We start from the raw sequence: 26,372 nt of genomic DNA, 5'->3' as shown, positions 1-26,372 counted from the left end.
TTGCGATCCTCCGCCGCTCAGGGGCACTGCCCGCTCCGTTTCATCGACTTCATCGGCCACGAGCCCATCTCACCCCCAAGTCGACCACTCCGCGGCTTTTCCGCACAGGGCCCCAAGACCTTGAAGCGCCAGGTACTTGGGCCCGGCCCGGTCACTGCGCCCGCGGTCGGGCGGTCACCATCTCGGTGGCGGTCTCCCACAGCAGTTCCGCGTATCGCGAATCGAGGGCATAGTCGGCGACCCCGGTGCCGAACGGGCCCGGGCTCTCGTGGCGGACGGCCGCCTCGTTGACATCCTCGAAGTAGCGTCCCCCGATCCCCTCCACCAACGGCGACGCCGCAAGCAGGGCCGACGTGGCCGCACCCTGCTCGACGGTCTTGCGGCGCTCGACGGGTGTCTTGATACCACCGGTGTGTCTCTGCAGGCCCGTGGCGATCGCGCCGGGGTTGAGCGCATTGGCCAGAATGCCCTGCTGCCCCCAGCGCCGGGTGATCGCGACGCCGAGGAGAACGCAGGCGGTCTTGGCCTGGGCGTAGGCCTCGATCGGCTCGTATCTGCGAAACCGGAAATCGACGTCGCCGAAGACGACGGGGCTGTAGAGATGCGCGTTGGAGCTCACGCACACGACCCGGGCGGCCCCGGCCGCGGCCAGTGCGTCGTGCAGACCGAGGGTGAGCGCGAAATGCCCGAGAAAGTTCACGCTGAACTGCATCTCGTGTCCCTGGCGGGTCCTCGTGAGTTCGGGGATGGCCATCACCCCCGCGTTGTTGACCAACACGTCGATCGGTTCGGTGACCGAACCGACCGCCCGCGTCACCGATTCCAGATCGGCCAGGTCGAGCGGGAGCGCGACCGTCGACGCGTTGCCCGTCAGTGCGACGATTCGCCGCGCGGCCTCGTTGGCCTTGTCCTCGTCGCGCGCCGCGAGAATGAGGCGGGCGCCCGCGGCCGCGACAGCGCGCGCCGTTTCGAAACCGATCCCCGAGTTCGTGCCGGTCACCAGGACGGTCCTGGCGCTGAGGTCGACGCCGTCGAGCACATCCGCTGCCGTGCTGGCGAAGCCGAACGGGGTCCTCACACGGTCGTGGGCGTCGGTCATCCGCGGTCCACTCCGGCCCGAAGTTCGGTGGCGGCCGCCAGGGCTGCCGCGACGGCCGCGCTCTCCGCGGCGCCGTCGCCGTCCGCACGGGCCTGCCACAACGACAGCTTCGCCGCGACATAGGCGCGGCGAAGCTGCACGGCGCGGAGTTCGTCGTCCAGCCGGGTGACCTGGGCCGAGAGGAGGGCGACGATCGCGGCGGAGTATCTGCGATGGCCGCTCGACGGATCGCGACGCACCGGCCCGATGAGCCCGACCTGTTCGTAGTACCTCAGCGTCGGTTTCCTCAGCCCCGACCGCCGGGCGACCTCCTGGATGGTCATCGGCGCGTCTTCGGAATCGGTCGGCACCGAAACCGGCAGCGGAACTGGTACCGAAACTGGTACTGAAACAGGCACTGAAACTGGCACGCACCCATCATGAGGGACCTCAAGCGCTGGAGGTCAAGCCCGGCCGTGCCTGCTGCCGGTGGGCCGGGTGTGACGAACCTGGCACCGATCGGGGCCGCGCTCAGGAACAAAGCCCCCACCGTCGAGGTTGGAGCGCTACGTGTGCGCGCCCCTACCGTTGACCGGCCACCCGACTCACCGCGGTCGTACTCACCGCGGTCGCCCCGCTTCGGCCGGCGACACCGGGCAGCGTTGATGCGGCCGGGTCCCCTGGCCGGGCGGTACCCGGCGGTGGCCGCGATGGTCACCCTCGCATTGATCCCCTACCTGGCGCTGTCGGCGGCGATGGACCCGCTGGTGCCGATCATCTCCGGTGAATTGCACATCAGTGCCCAGACCATGAGCCTGGGCTCGGGACTGGGCAACGCCGCCTACGCCCTGGGAACCGTCGTGGCGGTTCAGTTGGCCCAGCACCTGCCGCAGCGGAGGATGCTGCTGGCCTATGCGGTGCTGCTCGTCGTCGGCTCGGTACTGGCCGCCGCGGCGCAGGACGCGCCGATGTTCATCGGCGGGCACATCCTTCAGGGACTGGCCACGAGCATGCTGCTGATCGCCGCCGCACCGCCGCTGACCATCGGCTTCCCTCGGGACAAGCTGCGCAACACCGCGGTGATCATGAACATGTGTGTGTTCGGCGCGGTGGCCATCGGGCCGTTCATCGGGGGCGTGCAGGCCGAGGCGCATGCGTGGCGTCCGCTGTTCTGGATCGTCGCCGCGATCGCCCTGGCCGCGCTGATCATGGCCGGATTGACGTTCGACGACGCGCCTCCGGCCGACCTCGACGCGCCGCGGGATCTGCGCGCCATCGCCCTGGCCGCGGCCGGGTGCGCCGCCGCCTTCATCGGCGCCGCCCAGCTGACCACCCACGGGTTCGGTGACCCGGCGGCCACCGTGCCGATGCTGGGTGGGCTGCTGCTCATCGTCGTCCTGATCGTCTACCAGTTCCGGTCCAGCCGCCCGCTGCTCACCGTCCGCACCATCTTCACCAGCTCCATCCCCGTCGCCGGCGTGGGGCTCGCGCTGTTCGCCGCCGCCGCCTCCGTGGCGGCGACGGCCCTGACGGCCAACGTGTTGATGCAGACCTACAGCCCCGCCCACGTCGGCATGCTCTACCTGCCCGAGCTGGGGGGTGCGATCGTGATGGCCGTGGTGTTCGGCGTCGTCATCACGCGCCGCGCGATGCATTACCTTCCGCTCGTCGGCATGGTGCTGCTGGCCGCCGGCATCCTGGTGTTCCGGGCGGCGCTGCCGTCCAACCAGACACTGGTCCTGGTCGCCACGGCGCTGACCGGGCTGGCGCTGGGCGCCGCGGTGGCCCCGGCGCTGTTCGTTGCGGGTTTCTCGCTGCAGTCGGCCAGCCTGCAGCGGGTCTTCGCCATCATCGAGCTGCTGCGGGCGGTGGCCGCGTTCATGGTGGCTCCGGTGCTCGGCCACCTGGCCCTCTCGGTGTCGGGCGACCTGGTCGCGGGCACCGGAATCGCACTCTGGGTGGGGTTCGGACTGGCCATCGGCGGTGCGTTGTTCGCCGTCCTCGTCTATGTGCTCAGCGGGGCCAGGCCGCAGCGGCCCGACCTCGACGAGTTCCTCGACGGCGATTCCCCGGCCTGGTACTCGCCGCCACTGCTGGCCCGCGTCCGTTCCGGCGCTTCCGGCGTCGTCATCGGGCACACGGGCGAGCCCGCGCCCGCCCCCGCGGTGGCCCGGCATGCCCCGGCACCGGACGGGCCGATCCTGTTCGCCTACGACGGCTCCGACCTCGCCGCGGGCACCATCATCCACGCCGCGCGCCAGCTGGGGACCGACCGTGCGGCGCTGGTGGTGTGCGTCTGGCGGGTGGTCGACGTCGGATTCACCCCGGCCGACCCCGCGCACTTCGACGCCGACAACGCCACCGAGGTACGCCACGCCGCCGAACGCACCGCCGCACACGGTGCGTCACTGGCCGAACGTGCCGGCTTCCGTGCGCACAGCGTCGCGGTCGAGGCCACGCCGACCTGGCGGGGCATCGTCGAGGCGGCCGAGACCCACCACGCCAGCCTGATCGTGCTGGCACCGCACCGCCGGCACGGACTGTTCGGGCATCTGCAGGGCAGTGTCTCCGACGCCGTCGCGGCCCACGCCCGCACGCCGGTGCTGCTCGTGCCGGAGGCATGCCGCCTCGAACCGGAACCCGCCCGCGCCGTGAGCGCTCGATAGCCCGCTACAGCGGAAACACCTGCCCGTCGCGGGCGATCGTGGTGGGGCCGGTGAAGTTCCTGCCGATCTCGCCGAGCCACTGCGCGTCGGGCAGATCCGGCGGGTCGTAGTGGCTGACGATCAGGTGCCCGGGCCGCGCCGCGGCGGCGACCTCGCCCACCTGCAGTGCCGAGGTGTGGGAGTTCACCAGGTAATTCGGCGGGAAACGCTCGTGATAGAAGCCGGGGTCAAGGGTGAACACCGCCTCGTGCACGAGGATGTCGGTGTCCTGGGCGATCCTGATCACGTTGTCCGACTTGACGGTGTCACCGGAGAACGTGACCGACACGGCCGGGTTCTTCAGGTCGAACCGGAAGGCGAATGCCGGGTAGACGTCGTAGTGCGGGACGAGTATCGCGGTGACGGTGAAGTTGTCGTCGGACATCACCGGGAAGGGTTCCATGTTGGGCGCCCGGTTGCGGTAGTCGGATCCCGGCGGCACCGCAATCTCGGTGACCGCCATCAGGTCCTGGATGTCGGCGACACCGTTGTCCCGGATGAAGATGTTGCTCGTGTAGGCGAAGGCCTGCTGCAGGGCCGCCGTGGTGGCGGCCAATCCGGGTGTGGGATTGGCGGGGTCGACGATGGGCGGGTTGGGATTTCCCACCTCGGAGGGCGGCAACCCCCCGGCCGGGCCCGGGCCGTACACCGCAACGGCGGGGTGGCCGGGCCGCGACGGCGCTCCGCCGGAGAGGAAGAAGCTGTAGTAGTCGACGATGTGATCGGTGTGCAGGTGCGTGATGAACATCGACTTCAGCTGGTTGAACGTCAGCCCCGCATTGGTGTAGGCGTTCAACGATCCCAGCCCGCAGTCGATCACGTAGACGTCGGATCCGATCTTGAGCGCGGAGGAGATCCCGATGCGGTGCGGCACCGGCGGCGGCCCGGCCTGAACTCCCAGGGTGATCAGGGCGTTCCGCGGAAGCGCCGCCGAGGCCGGGTCGGGCTCCGCGGAGCCCACCGCCGAGGTGGTGCTCAGCAGCCCGGCACCGACGAAGGCCGACCCGGCCACCAGCGCGGCCCGTCTCGAGATGGCACCGACGGCGTCGCGGTCGCAGCCGCAGCTCTCCCCCATGGCGACACGATAGCCGCGCGGCGCCGCAGAACACCGCGGAACGCATCCACACGTTGACACGCCACCGCCGCGCTGGTTGTCTACCGACGATGAGCGACGCCGCCCGCGAGATCGAAAACCTGGTCTACGAGTATGCCTTCCGGCTCGACGCGGGCGACTTCGACGGTGTGGCCGCCCTGTTCGTCCACGGACGGATCTATGGTGTGGAGAACGGCCCACCGGAGACCGTGTTCGCCGGCGCGCAGCGGGTACGCCAGATGTACGAGACGGCGGTCCGAGTCCACGAGGACGGCACTCCCGGGACCAGACACCTCACCAGCAACGTGCAGATCCTGGTGGACGAGGCGGCCGGCACGGCCACGGGCAGGGCCTACTACTGCGTCACCCAGGCCACTGCCGAGCTGCCCCTGCAGGTCATCGTCACCGGCCACTACCACGACACCTTCCACCGCATCGACGGCGCGTGGTGGTTCGACAGCCGGACCATGTTCGTCGACCAGGTCGGCGACACCGGCCACCACCTGAAGTTCTGACGCCAGCGCCGCGACCCGACGGCCCGCTAGAATGCCAGAAACCGGCCGAACGCGAGGTTGAGCTGTGTACGGGTGCGCGCGATCGTGACGTCTTCGCCGACTCTGTCGCCGATCGCTGCAGCCCCGCGCCGCCGGAGCGTCAAACCCGCGGCGTGGTTCTTCGCGCTGCTGCTCATCGCCGTGCTGGCCCCGGTGTCAGACCTGCGGATGCAGCAGGGCGACAAGACATCCGACATCAGCGGGCCGATGCGGCTGCTGCTGGGAGCCTCCACCGACCTCGGGCCGGCACAGGGCGACCACATTCAGTTGACCGCCGCCCTACACCACACCAGCCGGCCGGTCGCTCTGATCGGGTGGGCCGAGCGGCACGACCTCGCGGTGCGCTGGCGCCCCGGCGACGAGTGGGCGATCGTGGAGGGCTCGCCCGAGGCGATGTCGCGGGCCTTCGACGTCGAGGTGCACGACTACCGGGGACGGCGCGGGCAGGAGTTCTATGCGTCCCCCCAGCAGCCGCAGGTGCCCGCCGCGCTGGACCATGAGGTCGACCAGCTGGGCCGGATCCTCAGCTACCTCCCGCACCGCACCTCGCTGCCGTGGATGTTCCCCCTCGACGTTCCCGACCGCGCACTGACCCCCAACGCCGTGCTCACCGCCTACAACGCGGCGCCGCTGGCCGCCGAGGGCTACACCGGCAAGGGCGCCACCGTCGTCGTCTTCGCCTTCGACGGGTTCGACCAGGCCGATCTGGACACGTTCTCCTCGACGTTCGAGTTGCCGCCGTTCACCCCCGAGGTCGTGGGCGGCCAGCCTGGACCGCCGGGAGCCGAGCTGACGATGGACCTGGAGATCGTCCACGCGATCGCCCCCGACGCACACAAGGTCGTCGTCAACGCACGTCCCACCGTCGAGGGCGACGGCGGCTACGAGAAGATCGGCCAGATGCTCGAGGACACCGACCGCCGGTTTCCCGGGGCGGTGTGGAGTTTCTCGATCGGCTGGGGATGCGACAAGCTGATCACCGCGGCCGATCTCGCGCCGGTGCAGTCGGCCATGCGGCTCGCGCAGTCCCACGGCACCGTCGCGTTCAACGCCAGCGGCGACCTGGCCGGCCTGGAATGCAAGGGCGGCGCCGACTGGGACTCCCCACCCGGGGAAGCCGACGTCGGGCTCGACTCGGTGGCCTCGCTGCCCGAGATCACCAACGTCGGAGGCACCACCCTGTCCACCGATGCCGACGCCCGGTGGCTCGCCGAGCAGGCCTGGTTCGACGTGCCGCTCTCGCAGGGCACCGGCGGTGGGGTCTCGGCCCTGTTCGACATGCCGTCGTGGCAACGGGAGGCGGCGGCCACCGTCCCCTCCGACCAGAGCCGCGGCAGACGGCTCACGCCCGACGTCGCCGCGGTCGCCGATCCGTTCACCGGAATGGCGATCATCATGCAACAGCAGATCTTCGTCGGCGGCGGAACCTCGCAGTCGGCGCCCATCTGGGCGGGCCTCGCCGCGCTCATGAACCAGTTCCTGACCGACAACGGCGGTGAGCTCATCGGCGATCTCAACCCGCTACTGTACCGGATCGCCCAGGGCGCACCGTTGCCGGCGTTTCGTGACGTGACACTGGGCGGCAATGCCGTCTACTCGGCGGGACCCGGCTACGACCTGACGACCGGCCTGGGCACCCCGGACGTCGACAACCTCGTGCGCAACCTACTCATTCTGCAGAGGACGGGGCTATGAGCGAGGATTCCGGATCGGCCGACGGGACCACCGCCGAGGGGCGTCCCACCATGGAGTGCGGGGTCTGCCAGCTCGCCGTTCCCGCGGGCAACTTCTGCGGTCTCTGCGGCGGCCACCTCAAAGACCACCCGAACAACCGCCCGGAATGGTTGCGCCTCACGGCTTTCAGCGCGTCACCGGGTGAGCACCTGCTGACCCCGAACATCGGCAGTACCCTGTTCCCGCACCTGTCGCCGCGCACCCGGGTGTCGTTCCTCGTCGGGCTTGCGCTGCTGATCGTCACGCTGCTGACCGTCACGCTGTTCAGGCTTCCGGCGGCATTGATCACCGTGGCGGCGCTGGGACTTCCGCTGCTGTTTCTGATCTATCTGCAGGAGGCCGACGCCCACCGCGACATCCCGTCGGCCACCCTCGTGATCACGTCCGCGCTGGGCATCGGCATCGGTGTCGGGTGGGTGCTGCTCACCGGGGCCGCGGCCGCCCGCGCCTACGGAGTTCCGCTGGGGGCGGGCATCGCCGGTACCCGGGTCCTGCGGGACGGGTTGGGGGTTCCGATCGGGAGCATGCTGCTGATGCTGGTGCCTGCGCTGGTGATGCGCCTGCTGCGGCCCACCCGCGGCAGGGAGGCCCTGGACGGCTTCGCGCTCGGCGCGCTGGGCGCACTGATGTTCACCGCGGCGGCCACGCTGACCCGGCTCTCACCGCAGTTCGCCACCGGCATGGTCGCGCGCGGCCGTCCGATGGACGGGCTGCTGGTGCAGGCGGGTATTCAGGGCATCGCGGTGCCGTTGACCGCCGCGTGCGTGGGCGGGCTGATCGGCACGGCGCTGTGGTTCCGGCGGCCGGCGAACAAGAGGGATCAGCACCGCACCTATGTGCGCCTGGTGCTGGCGCTCATGGGTGTGGCGGTGATGGTGCTCTACGCCGCGATCGGACTCGTCGATGTCGCGCGGGTCCCGCAATTGCTACAGCTGGCAGTCCATCTCACGATCGCCGCCGTCGCGCTGCTGACCCTGCGGGTGGGGCTTCACCTGGCGCTGCTGCACGAGGGCCACGACGAACCGGACCAGGACGAGCCCCTGCTCTGCGCGCAGTGCGGCCATGTCGTTCCCGACATGCCGTTCTGCGCCGCGTGCGGGGCAGCGACCCGGGCCTCGTCGCGCTCGTCGCGCCGATCGCGGCGGGAGAATCGTCCCGTCCTCGTCGACACGGGACCGCAGGCGTGAGCACCACTGCGCCGGGAGACCTGTACTTTTCCGGCACGTACGAGGTTCCCGCGGCCCCCAGGACGCCGTACCGCCGGCTGGTCGTCGTGTGGGTCATCGCGATCGGCGTCGTCGCCGCGGGCCTGGTCAGCCTGTCCGGGGCGCTGCAGAAGCCGGCGGCGAGATTCGCGTGTCCGCCAGACTGCGGGCGGCCGCCGATGGGCGAACCCGTGGCCATCAATCCGCGCTTCACCGCCCCCGACGGCGCGTTCTCGGTGTCCTACCCACCCCCGGACACCCCGTTCAAGGTGACCACCCAGGACGACGGAGTGACCGCAGAACTGCTGGATGGCGACGGGGGCACGATGCGCCTGTTCAGTGTTCCCGCCGCGGGCAGGACACCGCGGCAGATCGCGTCCGAGTTGGTGCGCAAGACGTTTCCCGACACCAAGAACGCCTACGAGGTCCCGAACGCCATGGTGGGCTACCACCCCGGGTACGGCCTGGTCGCCGACTGCTGGCCCCAGGGCATGACGGCGAGCTATTCGCGGATGCGGGTGATGGTGCTGGTGGCGGTGAAGGACGACCTGGCGCTGGTGGCCGGGGCCGTCGGGCCGTTCCACAAGTTCGGTCCGGACTTCGGCCCGGGGCTACCGTCGGCGGCCAACCTCGAGGTCGCGGTGGACATGGGCGATCACGTGAACAGTTTCCGCTGGCGCGACGACCCGCCGCGCTGATCGGGCTCCGGCCCGATCGTCGGCCCGATCGTCACCGCACTACAAATGCGAACAAGACGTGAAATGCAGACAAGACGTGCCCAGACAAGACTCCGCTACGGCTCAGGGGAGCCGTAGCGGAGTCTGCAGGTCCGGTCAATCAGTCGCCGGGGCCCACGTTGTCGGGGTTGATGGACCCGATCCTGGACGGTCCGGGATCCAGCGAACCCTTGGTCGTGGGCTGCAGGGCCGGCGACTCGGTGGGTGCCGGTGCGCCCTCCGTGGGGCTCGTCGTGGTGGTGGTCGTGGTCGTCGTGGTGGTGGTGGTCGGGCTCTCCGTCGATTCGCCGCCGCCGCACGCGACGACGGACCACATCAGTCCCGCTCCCACGGCCACCGAGACAACCGCCCGGGTCGTGAACTTCCGCAGTGACTTCCCGGACACCTCACCGACGCCGGCAGGCAGATCTACAACGGACATATGCCGCCCCTCACTCGCTGGTAATGGAGGCACCGTTCATGTGTACGCTCACGTGCCCCGACGCAGGTTGACACTACCGGAACTCGACCAAGCATTCACCTTCCACCGGCGATCGGGCGACAGGGACGCTCCTGCCGGTGTCCCGGGCGTGAGAATCCGCTCAGGGTGTCCGCACCACTTCGATGCCCTTGCGCAGGAACGGCGCGATGAGCGCGTCGTCGGCGGCCGAATCGGTGACCAGCACCGCGCCCGGCACCAGCGGCGCCCAGGCGTGAAAGGGACGGCGCCCCAGCTTGTCGGCGTGGGCGAGGATGTACACGCGTTCGCAGCGCCGCATCATCAACTCCTTCAACCGCGTCCCATCGGTGCATTTCACCCCGACGTCGTCGGCGTCCGCCAATGCCCCAGGGCGGTGAGCACCCCGGTGATCACGGTGAAATTGTCCACCGCACAGAGAAACTCACCACATCGCACCCGACGGTGTCCCGGCGTCGAGCAACACGATCTCGCCCGACTGCACCTGTTCTGCGACCACCTGGCGATGCTGCGGTTGGCCTCGTACCCCTCGGCTGCACGCTGTCGAAGTGGCGACTCGGGGTGGCAGTTCAAGGCGAGCGCCCCGCTACAGGTGCGAGTGACCATGCCCTGTTCGGTGAGCAAGCTGGGGTCGCGCCGGGTCGTCGCGGGTGTGACACCGAATCGAGGCGAGATCTCCTCCACGCCGACCACTCCACTGGAGCGGGCCAAGTGCACGATCTCGGTAACGGCCCGGAACCCACCGATCCACCCAACGGTTTTCGTTCGTACGGACCCATGCGCGCCCAGCTGCGGATCGGATTCACCCCGGCCATGGCGGACCGGACCCGGTGGTCCTAGCGATGGTCGAAACTCGTGCAGGGTTGGCCGATGTCGAGGAGATCTGCGCCGTCGACCGACTCGACTGGGTATACATCGGCCCGTCGGATCTGAGAATCGCCCTCTGTGGAGCCGACTCCAGGAATCGCCCGGCGGACGACGAGTTCGGGGCCGCCCCGGCCCGGACGCGAGAGGCCGCCGCGCCCGCGCGGTTCACCACACCGATCTCGCCGTCGAGAGTGCGCCGATGCGTGCCGGTTCCGGCTAGCTGCAACGGGTGGGGGTCGCCAGCGGTAGCACCGAGTGGGCGCCAGCACCGATGTGGAATGAGCGGCGGATACGGCAGCGTTGGGCCTGGTGGTACCAGCACACCGTCTCACCCATCGTTGTCTCACACATCGTCGTCTCGGCATATCGGCGCCGCGCCTCACCCGCGCCACCCGGCCGCGAAAGGAACCCGTCATGGCTATCGGCGCTCTACGCTTCCCGGCGCGATCGCGCCTGCTGTCCCGGTTGGCCGCGGCGATCGCCGCCATCGCGGCGCTCTGGGCCCCGCAGGCAGCCGGCGTGGCCGCCGCCGCGCCCGCCTCCTGCCCGGATGTCGAGGTCGTCTTCGCGCGAGGGACATTCGAGGCTCCCGGGGTCGGGGCCGTCGGGCAGGCGTTCATCGACGCGCTGGACGGCCGGCTGGGCGGCCGATCCGTCGACGTCTACGGTGTCAACTATCCCGCGTCACTGGACTTTCCGGCCGCGGCGCAGGGAGTCGCCGACGCCGGCAACAAGATCGAGGCCATCGCGGCCACCTGCCCGGACACCCAGATCGTGCTCGGTGGGTATTCCCAGGGTGCCGCGGTGGCGGCCTACACCACCTTCGACGCGGTCCCGCCGGGGCTGGCGCTGCCGGCCGGCATCGCCGGCCCGATCCCCCCGGCCACGGCCCAGCATGTGGGTGCCGTCGCGTTGTTCGGCACCCCGGACAACTGGTTCCTGAACCTCGTGGACAGCTCCGCGCCGCCGATCACCGTCGGGCACCTCTACGCCGCCAAGACCATCGAACTGTGTGCGCCCGGTGACCCGGTCTGTTCCCCCGGCGGTCTCGACCGCGCCGCCCACAGTGCCTACAAGACCAACGGCATGGCCGACCAGGCCGCCGCGTTCGTCGCCACCGCGCTCTCCTCGGCTGCGGGCGGGTCGGCCGGTCTGGATTGACCACCGCCGGGGCCGACGGCCGATTCGACCTCTTACCGTTACCTTAGATATCGCTTACTTTTCTTAAAAATTGTGTATGGTCGGAGGCGATCGGCAGTAATCCCGGAAGGAGCCCCGCCATGTCACCCGCACCCGAACGAGTCGTCCTCATCACCGGTGCGTCGCGCGGGATCGGCGCGGACGTCGCCCAGCGGCTCGCCCACCCCGGCACCCATGTCGTCGTGAGCTACCGGGAGAAGGCCAAGCGCGCCAACACTGTCGCCGAGGCGATCCGCGCCGCCGGCGGACACGCCTCGACCGTCGCCGCCGACATCTCCGACGAGGCCGGTGCCGCGGCCCTGATCGACACCATCGCGGCGCGTTTCGGGCGGCTGGACACCCTGATCCTCAACGCGTCCGGCGGTCTGGAGCTGTGGGCCGACCCGGGCTACGCGATGCGGCTCAACCGCGATGCCCAGACTCGGCTGGCGGCGCTGGCGATACCGCTGATGCCCGTGGGCGGGCGGATCGTCTTCGTCACCAGCCACCAGGCGCACTTCTTCCCCCACAAGGCGGTGCCGAAGGGCTATGCCGCGGTCGCCGCGAGCAAGCGGGCCGGCGAGACGGCCCTCCACGCGATGCGCCCGCAGCTCGCCCGGGCCGGCATCGGGCTCACCGTGGTCTCCGGCGACATGGTCGAGGGCACCATCATCGTGCGGCTCCTGCAGCGCCGCGATCCCGACGCCGTCGCGGCCCGCCGCGCCCGCGCGGCACTTCCGACGGTCGGCGAGTTCGCCGCGGCGATCGCCACGGCGGCGACCGCCGACTACTCGCCCGGGACCGTGTACGTCGGCGGGGCCGACTACCTGATGACGGCGTGAGGCGCGCCGGCCTCCCTGCACACCTCAGCTGGTGTGCTGGCCGGCACCGGACGAACCGTGGTCGTGGTGATGAAGTCGTCGATCAGGTCGACGACCGCGGCCGGCGCCTCGACCTGGGCGAAGTGGCCGACGTCGGGGATCACCTCCAGGCGACAGTCCGGGCGGGCCTCCAGTGCGGAATAGGCATGCTCCACCGGAATGATCGTGTCCTGCTCGCCCCAGATGGCCAGCGTCGGCAACCCCTGCTTGAGCCTGAGCCGGTTCAGCGCGCTGACGGCCTGGCCCCGATGGTCGACCACCGAGCGCAGTGTCCGAAGGAAGGCGCCGCGCGTCTGCGAGTCGGAGAAGGACGAGTAGGCGTTCCAGATCTCCGCGCCGCGCGGGGAACGCAGCCCCAGCGAACTCAGCCGTGACCGCAACGATTCGCCGGCACGCAGCACCGGCGGGGGTGCGATCACCGGCATGAGCAGTTCGGCGCCCGGCATCGCCAGCAGGCGCAGAACCCACCCCACATCGGGGCCGAGCCCGCCGCTGCTGATCAGGACCAGGCGGCGGCAGTAGTCCGGGTGCTGATAGAGGAACTGCATGGCGATTCCCCCGCCCAGCGAGTGCCCCACCACCGTCGCCGAGCCGACTCCCAGTTCATCGAGGAGATCGCGCAGGCCCACGGCAAAGGCGCCCAGCGAATAGTCGGTACGCGGCTTGGAGGACAGGCCGTGGCCGAGCAGGTCCGGTGCGATCACCCGGTACTTCTTGGCCAGCTGCGGCTGGATCTCCCGCCACGTCTTCGAGCTGCCGGCCATCCCGTGGATCAGCAGCAGCGCTTCACCGTCGCCCTCGTCGCGAACGGCGATGCGATCACCATGGATGTCGACGTACTTCAGGTCCGGCATGAGAGCCCTCCCACATCCTCTCGAGGCATCCTCTCGGGGCCAGCCTACCGGCTGGTAACTTGCGGGGCTCTGCAGAACGGCCGCCGAGACGGCCGGTGGCCGGGATCTGTGCCTGCGGCGGCTACCGGCCCGCGTTGCTGGCCAGCTCGACGGCGTACTGGGTGACGAAGGTGCCCGCCCCCGGTTCGCCGCGCCCGCAGGAGCCATCGGATTCGCCGGGACGTTTCACCCACAGGTAGGCGTCCGCATGCGGGCCCGCCGTCGCCGCGGTGGGCGGCGCTCCCAGCGCCCGGCCGCCGGGGTTACACCAGTACATCGGGTCATCCGGCACGGGTCCGGCGCCGTTGCGGCCGGTGTCGATCACGTAGTGCGCACCGTTGGTCAGTCCGGAGATCGCCTCGCCGTACCCGATCTCCTCCTCGGTGGTGAAGAAGTTCGCGGTGTTGAGACTGAAGCCTCGGGCGCGGTCCACGCCGACCTGGTTGAGCCGGTTGGCCATCTCCTCGACACTGACCCAGCGCGAATGCCCGGCGTCGACGTAGACCGCGGCGGCCGGGTCACGCGTGAGGGTGTCGACGGCATAGCGGATCAGGTCGAAGCGTTCCTGGCGTTGGTCACCCGACAGGCAGTCGGCCATCGCGAGCGCATCGGGTTCGAGAATGATCGCCGCGGGTGCGCCACCCAGCCCGGCGCCGATGGCGTCGATCCACTGGCGGTAGGCCGCACCCGAGGAGAACCCGCCGGCGGCGTAGCTGCCGCAGTCGCGGTGTGGGATTCCGTACAGGGCGAACACCGGCATGGCCCCGACGGCCTGGGCCGCGCCCGCATACTTCGAAACCGTGCCGGCCACCGTCGAGGGCGGAAATGCCTCGTCGAGCCAGTAGGCCGTCGGCGTGTTGGCCACGGCGGCCAGTTCCGGATTCGGCGGGGTGGTGCTGTTGGCGGCCCGCATCGCCTTCGACACCGGATCCACGTAGAAGGGCATTCCGGCCAACGGGTTGGCGTCGCTGGCCAGGCGCACCGCCGGGGCGAGACCGCTGTCGACCGGACCGGTCAACAGGCCGCTGCAGGTCAGGGCCGCGGCGGTGAGCACGGGAAGAATCGCGGGAAGAATCCACCGTGCGACCGCACCGGCAGCTGAGGAGATCACCGCAGAAAAACTAGTGCGGTGCGTCAATTTGCGCCAATCCCCGATACGGCTGTGACGGGTGATTCGTCGGACCGGGGGCCGGCCGCGCCCGTCGCGGAAGTGTGCGGGCGCGCAGCGCGTTCGGCCCCGGTCAGGTCAACGGGCGCAGCACGATCGGCATGCCGTCCATGGGGACGGGCATGCCGCCGTAGTCATACCGGGGCCGGTAGCCCGGAGTGCGCAACTCCAACCGGTGCCGGCGCAGCAGCCGATGCATCACGGTCTTGATCTCCAGTTGCCCGAAGACCATGCCGATGCACTTGTGGGCGCCGCCCCCGAAGGGGGCGAAGGCGTAGCGGTGCCGCTTGTGCTCGCAGCGCGGTTCGGCGAACCGGTCCGGGTCGAACACGTCGGGATCGGTCCACAGTTCCGGCAACCGGTGATTGACCGACGGCCACGTCACCACGTCGGTCTTCGCCGGGATGAAGTGCCCGAGAAGATCGGTGTCGCGAACCGTCCGGCGGATGTTCAACGGCAGCGGGGTGACCAGACGCAACGACTCGTTCATCACCAGGTCGAGCGACTCCAGCTTCTCCAGGGCGTCGATGTCGAGCGGGCCGTCGCCCAGGCGCGCCGATTCGTCGCGGCACCGCTGCTGCCATTCGGGGTTGGCCGCCAGGTGGTAGGCCATGGTGGTCAACGTCGACGTCGAGGTGTCGTGGGCGGCCATCATCACGAAGATGATGTGGTTGACCACGTCGGCGTCGGAGAACGTGTTGCCGTCCTCGTCCGCGCTGTGGCACAGCACGGTGAGCATGTCGGTGCCCTCGGATCCGCGGCTTTCGGCGACGCGGGCCTGGAAGTAGCGCTCCAGCACCGTGCGCGCCCGCAGTCCGCGCCACCATTTGAACGGCGGAACGCCGGTGCGGATGATGGCGCCGCCGGCCCGGGTGGTCAGGGCGAAGGCATCGTTGACCCTGGTCACCAGCTCCCGGTCGGTGCCGGGTTCATGACCCATGAACACCACCGACGCGATGTCGAGGGTGAGCTCCTTGACGGCCGGGTGGAACAGGAACCGCGGGTCGTCGACGGGCCAGTCGGAGGCGATCACCTGTGCGGCCACCCGATCGATGTGCTCGACATAACCGGCCAACCGGGGGCGGGTGAAGGCCGCCTGCATGATCCGGCGATGGAACAGATGCTCTTCGAAGTCCAGCATCATCAGTCCCCGGTTGAAGAACGGGCCGATGACGGGCTGCCAGCCACGCTGGGAGAAGTCCTTTCTCCGGTTCGCGAACACCTCCTGGGTGGCGTCGGGCCCCAGCGCCAGCACGGACTGGAAGATCGGCGAGTACAGGTAGTGCACCGGGCCGTGGGCCCGGTAGAGCTCCAGGATGTAGTCGGGGCCACCGCGGAAGGCCTCGATCATGTGGCCCAGGATCGGCAGTCCGGCATCGCCCATCACCGGCTTGAGGCCGCTGCCCGCCGGCGGTTCGGCCAGCGGGAACTGCGGCCAGGGGTGTTCCCGCAGCCGCCGCTCCACCATCCCCATACCGGGAATGGTGTTCAACGTCGGGGTCAGCCGCCGCCTGGCCTGGTCCAGCAGATACCGGGACCGAGTCACCGACATTGCGCACCCCTATCATCGATGGTGAAGTGCTTCACCAAAGTGGTTTGGTGACAGTCTTCACCAAATCTGGACGGCGGCGCAAGCCCCGTCGTGAATCCGGAGGTGTGCACCGCTTCGATGGCCATGCATCGTGGACTGACCGCCGATCAGCGGCGCGAACAGCGCCGCCGACAACTCCTCGAGGCCGCGCTCGACGCGGTCGCCGAGAACGGGGTGCGCGATCTCCGGGTGCGGGCCATCAGCGCCCGGGCCAAACTCAACGACCGCTACTTCTACGAGAGCTTCGCCGACTGCCAGGAGCTGCTCCTGGCCACGTTCGACGACCAGTTCAACCGCGCACTGACCGGGATCATGGCGGCGGTCGCCGACTCACCCCACGAGTTGCGGGCGCGCGTCCGGGCCGTCATCGAGTTCGCGTTCGGCTTCATCGACGAGGACCCGCGGCGGGCGCGACTGCTCGTCGAGCTGCAGACGGCCGAAGCCCTCGGCGGCCGTCGCGCCGAGATGGTCGACGTCCTCACCACGGTGATGACCGGGCAGGTGCGGGCACTGCTCGGCGCGGACGCGGGCACCGACGAGACCGTCACCCTGACCGCCCTGACCGTCGTAAGCGGCCTTCTCGACCTGGCGGCCCAGTGGTACCGGGGCCGCCTCGACGTCGGCCGGCCCCAGCTCATCGATTTCATGATCGCCCTCGTCGTGACCACCACCGACATCACCGGCGCACTGGAACGGCGGCTCGCCGCGCCCCGCGACGGCGAGGCCGCCCCGGGACGCTAGCCGTGCGCATCGCAGCGTTGCCGCGTCGCGAGTGACCCCCGGGCCGACCCCCTTGTGCTGCGACAATCACCCCCGGGCGGGCCGCCGGCCGCCCACGACTCTTCGCTGTGATTGCCGTCACAGGCGTGCTTGACTGGGTGACATGTATTCAAGGGGGAGTAGATCTGGGTCGCTGTGCGGCCTGACGGTGGCATGCGGGCTCGGTGTCGCGACGTTCGCCGGGTGGGGGTCCGCACCGGCGGCCGCGCAACCGGCCGATTCCGGAACGGCGGGCGCCGCCGCGTCGACGGCCTCACGCGATGGCGGCAGCACGACAGGAGACACGGCATCGGACCGCTCCGGGCGCGGGCGCGCGGAGCGCGGTCCCTCGCCGGAAGGCTCCGAACCCGGCACCCGGACACGTCGCGCGACGCCGGGGATCCGCGACACCCGGTCGAAGCGGGCCACGCGCGACGAGCGGGACCCTGTCGATGGCCGGGATGCGCACGAGGGACCGGACACAGAGGAGCCGGACGCACAGGGGCCGGACACCGGGGAGCCGGACACCGGGGACGAGGCGGAAGCACAGGACGGACCGGACGTGCACGGCGAACAGGGGGATCCCGACCCCGCACCGGCCACGGACCGGTCCCGGCGGGTCACCCGCGGCGAGCCGCTCGTCACGGATTCCGTGTGGTCGCCGTCCGATTCTCGGTCTCCGCGTGCGCCGCGGCGCTGGCGCCAGCCGTCGCTCGAGGTGTCATCCGACCCGGCGATCGGCGCGACCGCCGCGCCGGCACCCGCCACCTCCGCGGCCGATCCCACCCCGGAGATATCCGAGTCGGCCGAGATATCCGCGGTGACCAAGGTGACCAAGGCGACCAAGGTGACCAAGGTGTCCGAAGCGACTGAAGCGGCCGAAGTGGCCGAAGTGGCCGAAGCACCGGCCGTAGCCGCGGGAAGCACGCCGGGGCCCGGGCCGCGGCGACCGCTCGCGGCGCTGGGCGCCCCCCGGCCCGAGGCGCCCGAGACGCCGGGCGCCCCGACCCTGGCCACCCTGGTCGACACGGTGTTCACCTCGTGGGGCGCCGGCGGGCGTCCCGGCACGCCCCCCACATCCCCCGCCCCGTGGGCGCTGCTCGCATTCGCCCGCCGCGAGATCGATCCGGCGGCATCGGTCGCCAAGGTTGCCGCGAAACCGGTCACCACCGGCCAGACCACCGCGGCGGAGCAGGCACCGATCGGGCTGGCACCCGGCGTGGTGGTGTCTCCCGGGCTCTACGAGCACACCGAGGTGACCGGTCCCCCGTCGTTCTCCGACCGGATCACCGTGGCGGTACTCGGTGTGCTGCACCAGATCTCCAAGGTCGTCGGGTTCGACATCTCCTACGTGCTGTCGGGATTGATGGCCTCGGCGAACCCGCCGTGGATGGCCAGGATCGGGGTAGGCGCCGAGCAGAGCCAGTACACCTTCACCGACGCCGCAGGAGCCGAGCAGTCCTGGAAGGTATGGGAGATCGCCTCACGCCATCCGTCCGGCGAGCAGGTCATCGCCGTGCACGGCGGGGCGCTGGTCTACCAGCCCAACCGCATCCAGTGGATGGACTACGCCTCGATGGCCCGCGCCACCGGAGCCACCGTCGTCGTGCCGATCTTCCCCATGGTCACCCCCGGGGAGGGCGGAAACGCCGAGACCATCGTGGCGCCGATGGCGGACTTCATCGCGGCCCGGGTCGCCGAACACGGCGCCGACAACGTCAGCATCTACGCGGACTCGTCGGGCGGGCTCATCGCGACGGTGGCCATGCAGAAGATCGTCCGGGACTGCGCGGGCTCGCCCGAGTGCGTCGCCGCGGCCATGCCGGGCCGCGCGGTGCTGTTGTCCCCGGGACTCAGTGGGAACTCCCTGTTCACCGATCCCAATGCCGAACTGGTCAGCGATCCCGTGTCCTCGATCCCCGAACCCGGTGAGGGCCCCGACTGGCAGGGCGACCTCCCCGACGGCGACCCGTTGTGGGATCCGACGGCGGGCTCGGTCGACGGGCTGCCGCCGACGACGTTCTATCTGGGCACCCGGGACATCCTGACCCCCAGCGCACTGGTGTTCGCCCAGCGCATGCTCGATGCCGGCCGGGAGGTCGGTGTCGTGCTGGGCATGGGGCAGATCCACGACTGGGCCCAGGGCGGGATCTACTCCAACTCCCAGGCTCCGCGCTACCGCGACGACGTCTATCGCCAGCTCGGGATCGCCGGCGAGCCCGACCCGGCGTGACTCCCGGCCAGACGACTGACGATACGCACTCGGGTGTTCGCCGTGCACCGAGTCCGTCGGAGAGCCCGGCCTACCCGTCGGCGTCGGCGTGCCCGGTATCCGATCGCCGGCCACGGTCGGGCGGGGCGGCCAGCAGCGCCCGGACGGCGTTGCGGGATCCGTAGGGTCTCAGCATCTGGCTGGCGGGGCGCGGGCGCACGTTCAGCGGCCACCAGAACCAACGGCCCAGCAGGGCGGCAACCGAGGGTGTCATGAACGACCGGACGATCAACGTGTCGAACAGCAGGCCCAGACCGATCGTCGTGCCGATCTGACCCAGCACCACCAGATCGCTGAAGATGAACGACGACATGGTGGCGGCGAACACCAGACCGGCCGCGGTGACCACGCTGCCGGTACCGGCCATCGCGCGGATGATGCCGGTGTTCAGACCGGCCCCGATCTCCTCCTTGAACCGCGCTATCAGCAGCAGGTTGTAGTCGGCACCCACCGCCAGCAGCAGGATGATGGCCAGGGCCAACACGATCCAGAACAGCTGGATTCCGAAGATGTACTGCCACACCAGAACCGAAAGGCCGAACGAGGCGCCCAACGACAGTGCGACCGTTCCCACGATCACCAGGGCGGCGACCAGACTGCGGGTGATGAACATCATGATCAGCAGAATCAGGGCCAGGGCGGCCATGGCCGCGATCAGCAGATCGTACTTCGCGCCTTCCTGCACGTCCTTGTAGGTGGACGCGGTGCCGGCGACGTAGATCTTGGCGTCGGACAGCGGAGTCGCCTTGATTGCGTCGAAGGCCGCGTTCTTGATCGCATCGATGTGCGAAATGCCCTCGGGTGTAGCGGGATTACCGGCATGGGTGATGATCATGCGGGCGGCGTGGCCATCCGGCGAGAGGAACAGCTTCAGACCGCGTTTGAAGTCGGGGTTGTCGAAGGCCTCTGGCGGCAGATAGAAGGAATCGTCGTTCTTGGCGTCATCGAAGGCCTGCCCCATCGCGGTCGCGTTCTCCAGTGCCTCCTGGCTCTGGGTGTTGATGCCCGTTGTGGTGGCGTAATTCGAGAGCGCGAGATCGCGGTTGCGCTCCTGGATGGCGATCTGCGGGGGCAGTAGCGCCAGCAGCTGTGGTTGCAGCGCGTCCAGTTTGTCCAGGCTGGCCGTGATGGAGCTGAACTGCTCGCTCAGTTTGCTGATCCCGTCGATGGCGTCGAAGACCGATCTCAGCGCGGCGCACATGGGGATGTCGAAGCAGTGTGGCTCCCAATAGAAGTAGTTGCGTATCGGGCGGAACTGGTCGTCGAAGTTGGCGATCTTGTCCCGCAGGTCGTTGACGATCGTGACGGTGTCGTGGAACGCCTCGGTCTGTTCGTGGGTGGCCGCCGAGCTCTGCTCTTGCAGCGCCACTTGCTGTTTGAGGATGTCGATGGTGTTGCTGATCTCGTTGGCCTGCTTGAGCAGGTCCGCGCCGCGGGCCTGCTGATAGCTGAGGTTCATGATCTGGCTGGCGCTCTGTGCACTCATCTGGAACGGGATGGAGCTGTGGCTGATCGGCGTCCCCAGCGGCCGGGTGATCGACTGCACCAGGTTGACGCCCTGGGTGTGCAGGACGCTCTTGGCGATGCGCTCCAGGATCAGCATGTCCGCCGGGGTACGCATGTCGTGATCGGACTCCACCATCAGCAGCTCCGGATTGAGCCGGGCCTCGGAGAAGTGCCGTTCGGCGGCCGCGTAGCCGATCTTGGCGGGGGCGTAACCGGGGAGATACGGGCGGACGTCGTAGCTGGTCTTGTATCCCGGCAGCGCCAGCACTCCGATGAGGGCGATCGCGCAGGAGGCGACGAGGATGGGGCCCGGCCAGCGCACGATGGCGGTCCCGATGCGGCGCCACCGGGTGGCGCGCAGCTTGCGTTTGGGCTCCAGCAGACCGAACCGGGTGGCGATCAACAGTACCGCCGGCCCCAGTGTCAGGGCGGCCGCCAGGGTGACGAGCACACCGATGGCCGCCGGGATGCCCAATGTCTGGAAATAGGGCAGCCGGGTGAAACTCAGGCACGCCACCGCACCCGCGATCGTCAGCCCGGAGCCCACGATCACGTGCACGGTCCCACGGAACATGTCGCGATAGGCCGACAGGCGATCCATCCCCTTGTTGCGCGCCTCGTGATAGCGCCCGACGATGAAGATCGCGTAGTCGGTGCCGGCGGCGATCGCCAGCAACGTCAACAGGTTCGTCGCATACGTCGTCAGCCCGATCACGCCCCAGTGCGCGAGCGTGGAGACCACACCGCGGGCGGCGGCCAGCTCGACGAACACGGTGACCAGCATGATCAGCGTCGTGCTGATCGACCGGTAGACGATCAGCAGCATCACCGCGATGACCAGGAAGGTGATGGCGGTGACCTTGTGGGTGCCCGCGCTGCCCACCTCGAAGTTGTCGGCGATCAACGGTGCGGCCCCGGTGACGTAGGTCTTGACCCCCGGCGGGGCCGGCGTGCTGGCCACGATGTCGCGCACCGCGTCCACGGACTGGTTGGCCAGCGCCTCCCCCTGGTTCCCGGCCAGGTAGACCTGCACCATCGCGGCCTTGCCGTCCTTGCTCTGCGAGCCACCGGCGGTCAACGGATCACCCCAGAAGTCCTGGACGTGTTCGACGTGCTTGGTGTCCTGCTCCAGCTTCTTGACCAGGGTGTCGTAGTACTCGTGGGCGGGCGCACCCAGCGGCTTGTCGCCCTCGAGAACGATCATGGCCGCACTGTCGGAGTCGAACTCGTGGAAGACCTGGCCGATGTGCCGCATGGCCTGGATGGAGGGCGAATCGGCCGGATTCATCGACACCGACCGCTCGGCGCCGACGACCTCAAGCTGCGGAGAGATGATGTTGGCGACCGCCGCGACGGCGACCCACAACAACAGGATCGGCACGGACAGTCGCCGGATCAGCCGCGCGGGGCGTGATTCCTCGACGGCGCCCTCCGCCTGCTCGTCGACCTTGCGCTCGCTCATGCCGTCTTGTCCAGGCAGGAGATGTAGCCGTTCACGTTGTCGGTGGACCTTTCGTCCGTGACGACGCCGTTGACCGTGATGCGGCAGCCGATGGCGGTCCCGTCACCCTGGGCGCGCAGGTCGGCGAACATCGTCGGTTCGTCGGTGGTCAACATGTGCGACCACGGCAGGGGGGCGTCGTCGACGCGCTGCGGTTGGGCGTTTTCGTCCAGATAGTTGATGGTGGCCACCGATCCCGGTGAGCCGAACACCTCGAGGAGCACCCGCTTGGGGTTGAAGCCGGCGTTCTCCAGGGCCTCCGCGCCCGGCCTCGACACGACGTTGTTGGAGCCGAAGATTCCGTGCAGCCGGTACATACCGAAGCCGACCACTGCGACGACGACGACGGCCACGATCACCGTCCACCGCCGCCTCACCAGGGTTGCGACCGAAAACCTCTTCACCCGAATGCCTTTCGATACCCGGCCAACCCCGTGGAGTCCGGCCCCGCCCGGCCCTGCCTGACAGCACCTGAATGGACCCTGAGGGAACGGTACGGTACCGTACTGTTGGACGCAACCGTTGGTTTTCGACGGTCTGAAACCGGTGGCGATGGACGACAGGGGCTGGACACGTGACTGCGGAGGTAGCGGTGCAGGCCGATGTCGCGGCGCCCGAATCGCGGTGGACCGCGCGCGAAGCCGAACTACTGGCGGTCACGCTGCACCTGCTCCAACAGCACGGGTACGACAGGCTGACGGTCGAGGCGGTGGCGGTCAAGGCGAAGGCCAGCAAGTCCACGGTGTACCGCCGGTGGCCCACCAAGGCGGATCTGGTGCTGGCCGCCTTCATCGAGGGAACCCGGTCCATGGCGGCCGCCCCGCAGACCGGTTCGCTGCGCAGCGACCTCCTGGCGATCGGCATCGGGGTGCGTCACCACGCGTGTGAACACAGCAGCACGATGCGGGCGGTGCTCAACGAGATGTCGCACAATCCGCGGCTCAGCGCCGCGATGCAGAACGAATTCGTCCTGCAGCGCAAGCTGGTGATCGACGAGGTGCTGGCCGCCGCGGTGCAACGCGGCGAGATCGACGCCTCGGCCATCGACGACGAGATCTACGACCTGCTACCGGGATACCTGGTGTTCCGCTCCCTGATCTCGGGCCGGCCGCCGACCGAGAAGACGGTACGCACCCTGGTCGACCGCGTGCTGCTGCCCAGCCTGGGATGGAAGGGCTGACGCCATGCCGACTACCGACGAAGACCGCCGATCCACGCCCTGAGCGCCTTACCCACGACCCCTGGAGCGTCCTCCTGGAAGAAGTGCCCGGCCTCGACCGAGACCTCCGACTGGTTGGGCCAGGTACGGCAATACTCCAGGTTGGCCCCACCCAGCTGCCCCTGGCTCGACACAATCAGAAGCTTCGGAATCGGCGACGACGCCATCCACTCCGCGTACGAGCTGATCGCACCGTGAACATCGGAGGGCTCACCCAGAAGCGGCACCTCCTGCACCCAGGACAGCATGGGCCGCCGCGATTCTCCATGGATGGACCAAGGCTTTCTGTACTCCTGCTCCACGTCCGCGGCCAAAGGTTTCAGCGTGCCCGCCCGCAGGAAGATATCGAGGAGGAAGTCCCCGTGCAGCACGGCCGCCTCACGGTCGGATGATCGGCAGAACCTGATGAGGTCCGCACGCTCGACCGGCTCGTTCCCCACCGCCGGGTGCACCAACGTCTCTCCGTAGGCGATACCCTGCACGGCCTCGGGATGCTTTTTCGCCCAATCGAATCCGAGGGCACCACCCCAGTCGTGACCGACCACGATCACACGGTCACCGAGGTCGAGGGCATCACAGAAGCACTCCAGATACCTGCGATGAGTCGCAAAGCGATAGTCACTGCCGGGCAGACACCCCGAATCACCCATCCCGATCAGGTCGGGCGCAATACACCGGCCCAGATCCTGCACCTGGACCATGATGTTGCGCCACAGGAAAGAGTTCATCGGATTGCCATGCAGAAAGAGGATCGGATCACCCTCTCCGGACTCGCGATAGGCCATGAATGATTCCGCGACGTCCACTACCCGCTTCCCGACACGAACTTCCCCGTGCCTGGGCGCATCAGTCATCTACGGCCACCTCCAGTGTGTTTCGGAGCAGCTGCCGAGCGGCTCCCGAATGCCCCGCCGACCCCGGCCACCGCGGCACTCCGACGATGCCGTGTATGGGTCCCCGCGGTCCAGGGGACTATTCATACGAGTGCAGCTAATACCACCTTGTGGTGCAGCGGGAGGTCCTGAACACCCTGCGTGCGGGGACATGGACCATCGAATACATACGGGCATAACCAGTACCCGTCTGAGCGGCTGCCGATTTCTTGACCGGCCTCGCGAGCCACGTCTATAAACAGCAAATCCCGGCGGTTTGTGACCGACGCAACATTCCGGTGGTAAGGGATATCAAGCGAGGAGTTGAGCATCATTACTGCGAAGACTGCGCCCGGGCGCAACACAGACGGATTCACGACCGCAACGGACGGGGCCCGACCCGGCCGCGCGAACGCGGCCAATGACGCTGATCCGGCAATCGGGCAGGCGTTGTCCGTCCTGTCCGGGACACCGGCCGACAATGTATCGAGCGTCGCACCGAGACGGCGGCAGCAGACCGCCGGAGCGTGCGCGCAATGGCTTCGTGTGGGCGCCGTGGCGGTGGGGCTGGGCGCTGCCATCACCACAGGACACGGTGTCGCCGCCGCGGACGCATCGGACACCCGTTCCGATTCGTCGGAGCGTACGGCGTCGTCCGGAGCTACGACGCCACAGGCATCCACGCGTCGAACACCTTCCACGGAATCGGCCGAGCGGCGGACTGTTTCAACTCCCGACGGTGACGACGACGGCGACGGCGTTGATGCCGCCGAGCACGGCAACACCGGTGATGACGACGTCGATCTGGCCGAGCACGATGCCCGCGACACCGAGGATGACACCGACCTCGCCGAGCACGAGACCGAGACCGACGACGAGACCGAGGTCGACGACGAGACCGAGGTCGACGACGAGATGCACCTCGCCGAGCAGGAGGTCCAGGTCAGCGAGGACGACAGCGAGGCATCCGACCATGTCGGCGAAGACGCGACAGCCGACTCCGATGGCTCCGCTGATCCGCCCAGCGATATCACCGATCGCCGACGAGGTGGGCCCACCGAGAATCAGGACAACTCGGATGTCTCCGAGGCCGCCGAAACTGCGGCATTGACGGCATCGTCGAGCGCGCCCGCTCATGCGGTGGAGCCGTCGGCGGTTCGCGCGGTTGAGGATGAGAACCATCCGACCGTCGAAGGATCAAGTCCTCCCGTCCAAGATGTTTCGGCCGTCTCCTCGGCTCCCACGGGGCCTGAAACCTCGGGGCAGAGCATGGCGACGCCCACGTTGACGGCCGCATCGACAACGCCGCTGCCGAATGGGCCTGTTCCCACCGTGCCGGTCGGACCGCTCGTCAACTCGCTGTGGTTCGCGGTGCGCGATCTGAACGGGAGGCCGAGCTACAAGCGTGTCACCCCGCCGGCGGTGGGGACCGAACTCCATCTGCCGTTCAACTCCTTATTCGCCTTCGGCGGCCGCTGTGGCTTGATCTGCGACGGCTCCGACGGTACGCAGGCCAATCCGAACGGTGTCGACGGTGGCTGGTTGTTCGGCGATGGTGGTGACGGCTGGTCGAGCGCGGACGCCGGAGTCGCTGGAGGTACGGGCGGTAACGGTGGTCTGCTGTTTGGGGACGGCGGCAATGGTGGTGCCGGCGGGTTCGGGGCCGCCGGGGGTAAAGGTGGTGTCGGCGGCTTGCTGTGGGGCAATGGCGGCGATGGTGGCACCGGTGGTTCCGGTGTGAACGGCAGTCCCGGTGTCGACGGCACAGACGGCGGCGCCGGTGGTGCCGGTGGGAGGAGTTCCCTGTTGTTCGGCCGCGGCGGGGACGGCGGCGGCGGGGGCGCGGGCGGCAACGGTGGTGCCGGCGCGCATGGCACCGACGCGACCACCGCCGGTATGGACGGCGGCCCGGGTGGGAACGGCCGGATCGGCGGCAACGGAGGGACGGGTGGAGCAGGCGGTGCCGGTGCGCTGCTGTTCGGCCGCGGTGGGGACGGCGGCGCCGGCGGGGCAGCCGGCACCGGGGGTTCCGGTGGCTTCGGCCGCCGGTCCCTCATCGGACCCTTATGCCGCTGTCCATGCGCCTGCGACAGGTCCTCAG

The 26,372-nt window shown here is 69.1% G+C and carries 23 protein-coding genes and 1 pseudogene; 12 read left to right on the top strand and 12 right to left on the bottom strand.

The window, feature by feature from the left end:
* Window positions 1-151: 151 nt before the first annotated feature.
* Both CSR00_RS06190 and CSR00_RS31535 read right to left on the bottom strand, forming a co-directional pair.
* Window positions 152-1,099: an SDR family NAD(P)-dependent oxidoreductase gene (locus CSR00_RS06190; RefSeq protein ID WP_099021515.1), complete on the bottom strand. Its 948-nt coding sequence runs from the start codon at window positions 1,097-1,099 to the stop codon at window positions 152-154.
* Window positions 1,096-1,449, bottom strand: coding sequence for a MerR family DNA-binding transcriptional regulator (locus CSR00_RS31535; RefSeq protein WP_281259675.1), 354 nt, complete (start codon window positions 1,447-1,449; stop codon window positions 1,096-1,098). Before CSR00_RS31535 ends, CSR00_RS06190 begins: the two co-directional genes overlap by 4 nt.
* Window positions 1,450-1,743: 294 nt before the next feature.
* Between CSR00_RS31535 and CSR00_RS06180 the strand changes: the two genes are divergently transcribed.
* The gene (locus CSR00_RS06180; RefSeq protein ID WP_099021513.1) at window positions 1,744-3,744 is read left to right on the top strand and encodes an MFS transporter; all 2,001 of its coding nucleotides are present in this window, start codon (window positions 1,744-1,746) and stop codon (window positions 3,742-3,744) included.
* A 4-nt stretch (window positions 3,745-3,748) separates the two neighbouring features.
* On the opposite strand, the gene CSR00_RS06175 is transcribed toward CSR00_RS06180, so the two are convergent.
* Window positions 3,749-4,858 carry an MBL fold metallo-hydrolase gene (locus tag CSR00_RS06175; protein WP_141564295.1) on the bottom strand — a complete coding sequence of 370 codons (1,110 nt, stop codon included), beginning with the start codon at window positions 4,856-4,858 and terminating at the stop codon, window positions 3,749-3,751.
* Between the two features lie 89 nt (window positions 4,859-4,947).
* Here CSR00_RS06175 and CSR00_RS06170 point away from each other — a divergent pair, with 89 nt between their 5' ends.
* The 4 genes from CSR00_RS06170 to CSR00_RS06155 all read left to right on the top strand — a co-directional run bounded on the left by CSR00_RS06170 (window position 4,948) and on the right by CSR00_RS06155 (window position 9,067).
* Entirely contained in the window at window positions 4,948-5,391 is a 444-nt protein-coding gene (locus CSR00_RS06170) for a nuclear transport factor 2 family protein (protein ID WP_099021512.1), read from the top strand.
* Between the two features lie 207 nt (window positions 5,392-5,598).
* Window positions 5,599-7,125, top strand: a complete 1,527-nt coding sequence (locus CSR00_RS06165; RefSeq protein ID WP_141564300.1) for a S53 family peptidase — start codon at window positions 5,599-5,601, stop codon at window positions 7,123-7,125.
* A complete protein-coding gene (locus tag CSR00_RS06160; protein WP_099021511.1) occupies window positions 7,122-8,351 on the top strand; it encodes a phosphatidylglycerol lysyltransferase domain-containing protein in 1,230 nt (409 codons plus the stop codon). The genes CSR00_RS06165 and CSR00_RS06160 overlap by 4 nt, the downstream gene beginning before the upstream one ends.
* Window positions 8,348-9,067, top strand: a complete 720-nt coding sequence (locus CSR00_RS06155; protein WP_099021510.1) for a hypothetical protein — start codon at window positions 8,348-8,350, stop codon at window positions 9,065-9,067. Before CSR00_RS06160 ends, CSR00_RS06155 begins: the two co-directional genes overlap by 4 nt.
* Window positions 9,068-9,206: 139 nt before the next feature.
* Here the strand turns inward: CSR00_RS06155 and CSR00_RS06150 are convergent, their stop codons facing one another.
* From CSR00_RS06150 to CSR00_RS31180, 3 genes are all read right to left on the bottom strand, one after another.
* Window positions 9,207-9,527, bottom strand: coding sequence for a hypothetical protein (locus CSR00_RS06150; RefSeq protein WP_176561929.1), 321 nt, complete (start codon window positions 9,525-9,527; stop codon window positions 9,207-9,209).
* A 160-nt stretch (window positions 9,528-9,687) separates the two neighbouring features.
* A complete protein-coding gene (locus CSR00_RS31185) occupies window positions 9,688-9,867 on the bottom strand; it encodes a DeoR/GlpR family DNA-binding transcription regulator (protein ID WP_245905862.1) in 180 nt (59 codons plus the stop codon).
* Between the two features lie 32 nt (window positions 9,868-9,899).
* Entirely contained in the window at window positions 9,900-10,247 is a 348-nt protein-coding gene (locus CSR00_RS31180) for a DeoR family transcriptional regulator (protein ID WP_245905861.1), read from the bottom strand.
* 158 nt (window positions 10,248-10,405) lie between these two features.
* On the opposite strand from CSR00_RS31180, the pseudogene CSR00_RS31175 reads away from it, so the two are divergent.
* The 3 genes and pseudogenes from CSR00_RS31175 to CSR00_RS06130 all read left to right on the top strand — a co-directional run.
* Window positions 10,406-10,462, top strand: a pseudogene (locus CSR00_RS31175) (hypothetical protein); the annotation flags it as partial.
* Between the two features lie 382 nt (window positions 10,463-10,844).
* Window positions 10,845-11,591, top strand: a complete 747-nt coding sequence (locus CSR00_RS06135) for a cutinase family protein (RefSeq protein ID WP_099021509.1) — start codon at window positions 10,845-10,847, stop codon at window positions 11,589-11,591.
* Between the two features lie 119 nt (window positions 11,592-11,710).
* Window positions 11,711-12,451 (top strand): SDR family oxidoreductase, encoded by a 741-nt coding sequence (locus CSR00_RS06130; protein WP_099021508.1) that lies wholly within the window; start codon window positions 11,711-11,713, stop codon window positions 12,449-12,451.
* Here CSR00_RS06130 and CSR00_RS06125 read toward each other — a convergent pair.
* The 3 genes from CSR00_RS06125 to CSR00_RS06115 all read right to left on the bottom strand — a co-directional run bounded on the left by CSR00_RS06125 (window position 12,433) and on the right by CSR00_RS06115 (window position 16,103).
* Window positions 12,433-13,344 carry an alpha/beta fold hydrolase gene (locus tag CSR00_RS06125; RefSeq protein ID WP_099021507.1) on the bottom strand — a complete coding sequence of 304 codons (912 nt, stop codon included), beginning with the start codon at window positions 13,342-13,344 and terminating at the stop codon, window positions 12,433-12,435. The two genes, CSR00_RS06130 and CSR00_RS06125, sit on opposite strands and share 19 nt — an antisense overlap.
* A 121-nt stretch (window positions 13,345-13,465) precedes the next feature.
* On the bottom strand, window positions 13,466-14,557 hold the full coding sequence (locus tag CSR00_RS06120) for a glycoside hydrolase family 6 protein (protein WP_407662404.1): 1,092 nt from the start codon (window positions 14,555-14,557) through the stop codon (window positions 13,466-13,468).
* A 67-nt stretch (window positions 14,558-14,624) separates the two neighbouring features.
* The gene (locus CSR00_RS06115; protein WP_099021506.1) at window positions 14,625-16,103 is read right to left on the bottom strand and encodes a cytochrome P450; all 1,479 of its coding nucleotides are present in this window, start codon (window positions 16,101-16,103) and stop codon (window positions 14,625-14,627) included.
* Between the two features lie 117 nt (window positions 16,104-16,220).
* On the opposite strand from CSR00_RS06115, the gene CSR00_RS06110 reads away from it, so the two are divergent.
* Both CSR00_RS06110 and CSR00_RS06105 read left to right on the top strand, forming a co-directional pair.
* On the top strand, window positions 16,221-16,883 hold the full coding sequence (locus CSR00_RS06110) for a TetR/AcrR family transcriptional regulator (protein WP_099021578.1): 663 nt from the start codon (window positions 16,221-16,223) through the stop codon (window positions 16,881-16,883).
* 580 nt (window positions 16,884-17,463) lie between these two features.
* Window positions 17,464-19,134: an alpha/beta hydrolase gene (locus CSR00_RS06105; RefSeq protein ID WP_176561928.1), complete on the top strand. Its 1,671-nt coding sequence runs from the start codon at window positions 17,464-17,466 to the stop codon at window positions 19,132-19,134.
* A gap of 70 nt (window positions 19,135-19,204) precedes the next feature.
* Here CSR00_RS06105 and CSR00_RS06100 read toward each other — a convergent pair whose 3' ends face one another.
* Together CSR00_RS06100 and CSR00_RS06095 are read right to left on the bottom strand one after the other, a co-directional pair.
* On the bottom strand, window positions 19,205-22,141 hold the full coding sequence (locus CSR00_RS06100) for an MMPL/RND family transporter (RefSeq protein WP_099021504.1): 2,937 nt from the start codon (window positions 22,139-22,141) through the stop codon (window positions 19,205-19,207).
* Window positions 22,138-22,584 carry an MmpS family transport accessory protein gene (locus tag CSR00_RS06095; RefSeq protein WP_099021503.1) on the bottom strand — a complete coding sequence of 149 codons (447 nt, stop codon included), beginning with the start codon at window positions 22,582-22,584 and terminating at the stop codon, window positions 22,138-22,140. Before CSR00_RS06095 ends, CSR00_RS06100 begins: the two co-directional genes overlap by 4 nt.
* 170 nt (window positions 22,585-22,754) lie before the next feature.
* On the opposite strand from CSR00_RS06095, the gene CSR00_RS06090 reads away from it, so the two are divergent.
* Complete coding sequence (locus tag CSR00_RS06090) at window positions 22,755-23,360, top strand: TetR/AcrR family transcriptional regulator (RefSeq protein ID WP_099021502.1); 606 nt, start codon at window positions 22,755-22,757, stop codon at window positions 23,358-23,360.
* An 11-nt stretch (window positions 23,361-23,371) separates the two neighbouring features.
* Here CSR00_RS06090 and CSR00_RS06085 read toward each other — a convergent pair whose 3' ends face one another.
* On the bottom strand, window positions 23,372-24,253 hold the full coding sequence (locus CSR00_RS06085; protein ID WP_099021501.1) for a haloalkane dehalogenase: 882 nt from the start codon (window positions 24,251-24,253) through the stop codon (window positions 23,372-23,374).
* A gap of 342 nt (window positions 24,254-24,595) precedes the next feature.
* Between CSR00_RS06085 and CSR00_RS30585 the strand changes: the two genes are divergently transcribed.
* Window positions 24,596-26,372: PGRS repeat-containing protein (locus CSR00_RS30585; protein WP_407662402.1), on the top strand; the 1,777-nt coding region annotated here is incomplete at its 3' end.

This window comes from Mycolicibacterium palauense, assembly GCF_002592005.1.
In the GTDB taxonomy this organism is placed as follows: domain Bacteria; phylum Actinomycetota; class Actinomycetes; order Mycobacteriales; family Mycobacteriaceae; genus Mycobacterium; species Mycobacterium palauense.
This window is presented reverse-complemented; position numbering and strand designations above follow the sequence as displayed.

Bases quoted from the DNA above. Each gene is read 5' to 3' on its own strand.
- CSR00_RS06190 (WP_099021515.1), bottom strand. From the start codon at position 1,099: ATGACCGACGCCCACGACCGTGTGAGGACCCCGTTCGGCTTCGCCAGC.
- CSR00_RS06180 (WP_099021513.1), top strand. From the start codon at position 1,744: ATGCGGCCGGGTCCCCTGGCCGGGCGGTACCCGGCGGTGGCCGCGATG.
- CSR00_RS06175 (WP_141564295.1), bottom strand. From the start codon at position 4,858: ATGGGGGAGAGCTGCGGCTGCGACCGCGACGCCGTCGGTGCCATCTCG.
- CSR00_RS06170 (WP_099021512.1), top strand. From the start codon at position 4,948: ATGAGCGACGCCGCCCGCGAGATCGAAAACCTGGTCTACGAGTATGCC.
- CSR00_RS06165 (WP_141564300.1), top strand. From the start codon at position 5,599: ATGCAGCAGGGCGACAAGACATCCGACATCAGCGGGCCGATGCGGCTG.
- CSR00_RS06160 (WP_099021511.1), top strand. From the start codon at position 7,122: ATGAGCGAGGATTCCGGATCGGCCGACGGGACCACCGCCGAGGGGCGT.
- CSR00_RS06150 (WP_176561929.1), bottom strand. From the start codon at position 9,527: ATGTCCGTTGTAGATCTGCCTGCCGGCGTCGGTGAGGTGTCCGGGAAG.
- CSR00_RS31185 (WP_245905862.1), bottom strand. From the start codon at position 9,867: ATGATGCGGCGCTGCGAACGCGTGTACATCCTCGCCCACGCCGACAAG.
- CSR00_RS06135 (WP_099021509.1), top strand. From the start codon at position 10,845: ATGGCTATCGGCGCTCTACGCTTCCCGGCGCGATCGCGCCTGCTGTCC.
- CSR00_RS06130 (WP_099021508.1), top strand. From the start codon at position 11,711: ATGTCACCCGCACCCGAACGAGTCGTCCTCATCACCGGTGCGTCGCGC.
- CSR00_RS06125 (WP_099021507.1), bottom strand. From the start codon at position 13,344: ATGCCGGACCTGAAGTACGTCGACATCCATGGTGATCGCATCGCCGTT.
- CSR00_RS06115 (WP_099021506.1), bottom strand. From the start codon at position 16,103: ATGTCGGTGACTCGGTCCCGGTATCTGCTGGACCAGGCCAGGCGGCGG.
- CSR00_RS06110 (WP_099021578.1), top strand. From the start codon at position 16,221: ATGGCCATGCATCGTGGACTGACCGCCGATCAGCGGCGCGAACAGCGC.
- CSR00_RS06100 (WP_099021504.1), bottom strand. From the start codon at position 22,141: ATGAGCGAGCGCAAGGTCGACGAGCAGGCGGAGGGCGCCGTCGAGGAA.
- CSR00_RS06085 (WP_099021501.1), bottom strand. From the start codon at position 24,253: ATGACTGATGCGCCCAGGCACGGGGAAGTTCGTGTCGGGAAGCGGGTA.